This is a genomic window from Acinetobacter sp. YH12201 (assembly GCF_013418145.1).
Classification (GTDB): Bacteria; Pseudomonadota; Gammaproteobacteria; order Pseudomonadales; family Moraxellaceae; genus Acinetobacter.
This window is the reverse complement of the sequence record NZ_VPCP01000145.1, coordinates 1-3,340: the sequence shown is the minus strand read 5'-3', so window position 1 is coordinate 3,340 and position 3,340 is coordinate 1. Positions and strand designations below refer to the sequence as shown.

The following is a 3,340-nucleotide window of genomic DNA, read 5'->3' as shown; positions in this document are numbered from 1 at the left end:
GCATGTTCCGCGTCCTTGCAATACTGTGTTTACATACAGTCTATCGCTTAGCGGAAAGTTCTTTTACCCTCAGCCGAAATGCCTGCCGTTGCTAGACATTGCCAGCCAGTGCCCGTCACTCCCACTCTATTGATGTGTGCTTAAAAAACAGGAGGGTTTAACTTGGTAAACTATACATACTCATTAGGAGTTTACCATGAGCAAGAAACAGAAGACTTACACCGCAGAATTTAAAGCTGAAGCCATAAAAGCCATTGAAGAGAACCAAGGTAATGTATCGGAATCCGCTAGACAACTTGGCATTTCAATGCAAACCCTTTCGAACTGGAATAACAAAGCAAAGGCTGGAACTTTAGCAGGCACAAAACAGTATTCGCCCGATCTAAACGCCTTACTCGAAGAAAATAAGAAGCTTAAACAACAGCTCAAAACAGCTGAAATGGAACGTGAATTTTTAAAAAAGGCAGCAGCGTACTTTGCCAAAGAAAGTCAGTGAGGTACGCCTATATGAAATCGCAAAGCCACTTATTTCCGATTATTTTAATGGCTCGATTACTTCGTGTATCCGTTTCTCGCTTTTATGATTGGCTAAAGCGAGGCATGAGTAAAAGATCAATTCAGCGAAATCAGCAGACAATTTTGGTCAAAATAGCCCATGAAGAAACCAAACAAAGCTATGGCTATGTTCGATTAACCAAGCATTTACAAGCGCAAGGTATCAAAATAAGTACGTATGCTGTGCGCCAAATAAAAAAATCAAATCAGTTGTATTGTAAGCGCCATAAGCGTTTCAAAAGAACCACGAACAGTGATCACAACCGTTCTATTTATGACAATTTACTCAAGCAACAGTTTTCAATGACGAAGCCTAATCTTGCGTGGTCGAGTGACATTACCTACATTTGGACGGCTGAGGGCTGGTTGTACTTGGCAGCTGTCAAAGATCTTTACACGAAACAGGTTGTTGGCTATAGCTTAAATGAGCGCATGACAGCCAAGCTTGTTTGTGATGCATTGAATATGGCTATTCGCAATCAGAAACCTGCTAAAGATCTCATTGTACATTCAGATAGAGGCAGCCAATATTGCAGTAATGAATATCGAAACTTACTTGAGAAATTTGATTTTCAGGGTTCAATGAGCAAAAAAGGCGACTGCTTTGATAATGCACCGATAGAGAGTTTCTGGGGCATACTCAAAAATGAACTAGTCCATCATCGCAACTACAAAACAAGGGAAGAAGCCAAAGCGGATATTACAAAATATATAGAGTTATTTTATAATCAGCGAAGAATTCAAAAAGGCTTGGATTTTAAGACACCAAATCAAATGGCAGAAGACTTTTATCGGTTAGCTGCCTAGAATCTCCCAAGTGAAAGTCTCCTGCTAATTCAGCACACATCACTGTTGATAAATTTTCTAAACAAAAAGGATCAAACTAATCTATAAGCTTTGTGGGTTAGAAAAAAAATAACTCACTTTGCATTGATCATATTTAAATTCTTGTTTTATCCATAGCACTAACCTATTAATTTTAAAAAATAATAGGTACTGGCTAAATAGCAAATCGATACATATCTTTTTCATAGAGGAAATATGATTTTAGTAAGTTCTTGTCTGGCTGGCTTAAAGGTACGTTATAACGGGACGCATAGCTTAAACGAAAAAATCGAAAAATTAGTCAAAGATGGAAAAGCTACTATGGTATGTCCAGAGATTCTTGGCGGTTTATCAACACCACGCGAACCTGCCGAGATTTCGGGAGGTAATGGCGATGATGTCTTAGATGGAAAAGCCTGTGTAATTGAAAAATCAGGAAAGGATGTGACTTCAATCTATATTGAAGGGGCATATAGAACTTTAAAAAAAGTTCAATTATTAAAAGCTACTCTGGTAGTGCTTAAAGAAAATAGCCCTTCATGTGGTAGTTCAATGATTTACGATGGTCAATTTAATGGGAATAAGATCTATGGCAATGGAGTTACCTCCGCTTTGCTTAAACGTCATAATATAAAAGTCATTTCAGAAGAAACTTTTTGGCAACTTTTACCCTAGTTCCTCCGCTTTTATTTAAAATCTTCATGCAACTCCAACCACGCCCCCCTTTGCAATATCAAGTCTCTTCGGTATTTAGAGATATAGTGAGGTAATAATCTAAGAAGCATATCCATTACTTCCACATCAGTTAAAAAGTAGTGGTTCAATTTTATGCTGTAATTCTTTAACAATTTTAGCAAGCTGATCATGTAAAACTAACCAACATTGCTCATGACCTTGCCCAATATATTCATCTATTATGAGTTGCAAAATGTCTTGATCTATCTGACTTAAGAATTCTAAAAACCATGTCGCAGCAACATCCTTGGCAACTATTGTTTTATGATCTAATGTATAAGCTATACGGCATAGCGCTAAAATTTGATTACATTCATCCTGATCGTCTTTCCAATGAGCAATAATTTGTGGATAAGTTTTTTGCATGGCAAATATTAATTGTTCATAGCTAATTGGATTTAACCAATCGCAAATATCAGGTCCAAAGATAGTAATGTTATGTAATTGGGCAGTTTTAAGTAAAATACTAATATCTGGATCAGATTGACTATAAAGTAATTCACCTTTGAGTAATTCTTCTCTCAACCACTCGCCATATTGTAGCTGATATGTATATGGATGATTTTTATTGGTAATACTCCCTTTTTCTAATATCGTAATTTCTAAGGCACGCGCTGTAGCATGACCAATCGGAACAGATATATTTAGAAAATTCTGCGCTAATTGTTTTCTTTCCTGATCGGTAATTTCACGTTCAATAATAACTAAAATATCAAGATCACTTTTATGTTTTAAACCACCATCAACATACGAACCATATAAATAAATAGCATAAAGCTTATCTTTAAAATTTTTTTGTAAAAGCTGTTTTACACTTTCAACTTGGCGACACTCTTCATCATTTAAGCTTTGCATATGATTTTTAATTTAAAAAAATAAGTAATGAATTCATAGAGCATTATACAGAATAAGTGTAAATAATTTAATCAATTAGTAAATAACATACTATTTTTACAATATATTTACTTTCAATATAGAGTTTAATACATAAAACTCTATCAATCAAAAAAAGCTTGAAACAACATCTGAATAGTAAGAGTCATTTCCTCCTCACTTAGAGATGGATCCGGAAATTTGAACAACTCCTATAAGTGATACTCTGCTCCTCAAATGATGTTATAAACATCAATATATGGAGTATTTTATGGCACGTAGACCAAGAAGAAATCATTCAAACGACTTTAAGGCTAAGGTAGCACTTGCTGCGATCAAAGCAGAAAAAACA

The 3,340-nt window shown here is 35.4% G+C and carries 3 protein-coding genes; 2 read left to right on the top strand and 1 reads right to left on the bottom strand.

The genetic code is table 11. The annotated features are described in order from the left end of the window. The first annotated feature begins 196 nt into the window (after nt 1–196). Both FTU91_RS15945 and FTU91_RS15940 read left to right on the top strand, forming a co-directional pair. Nucleotides 197–1,362 (top strand): IS3 family transposase gene (locus FTU91_RS15945; RefSeq protein WP_119285041.1). Its coding sequence is split into 2 segments (ribosomal slippage): nt 197–455 and nt 455–1,362, totalling 1,167 coding nucleotides; the frame shifts between segments, so codons are not numbered across the junction. Between the two features lie 234 nt (nt 1,363–1,596). Beyond that, nucleotides 1,597–2,055, top strand: coding sequence for a DUF523 domain-containing protein (locus FTU91_RS15940; protein WP_077170035.1), 459 nt, complete (start codon nt 1,597–1,599; stop codon nt 2,053–2,055). 126 nt (nt 2,056–2,181) lie between these two features. Here the strand turns inward: FTU91_RS15940 and FTU91_RS15935 are convergent, their stop codons facing one another. Further along, nucleotides 2,182–2,970, bottom strand: coding sequence for an aminoglycoside adenylyltransferase domain-containing protein (locus FTU91_RS15935; RefSeq protein ID WP_038350081.1), 789 nt, complete (start codon nt 2,968–2,970; stop codon nt 2,182–2,184). Between the last annotated feature and the right edge of the window lie 370 nt (nt 2,971–3,340).

Excerpts from the sequence above, each read along its gene's own strand:
- FTU91_RS15940 (WP_077170035.1), top strand. The coding sequence starts at position 1,597 with ATGATTTTAGTAAGTTCTTGTCTGGCTGGCTTAAAGGTACGTTATAAC.
- FTU91_RS15935 (WP_038350081.1), bottom strand. The coding sequence starts at position 2,970 with ATGCAAAGCTTAAATGATGAAGAGTGTCGCCAAGTTGAAAGTGTAAAA.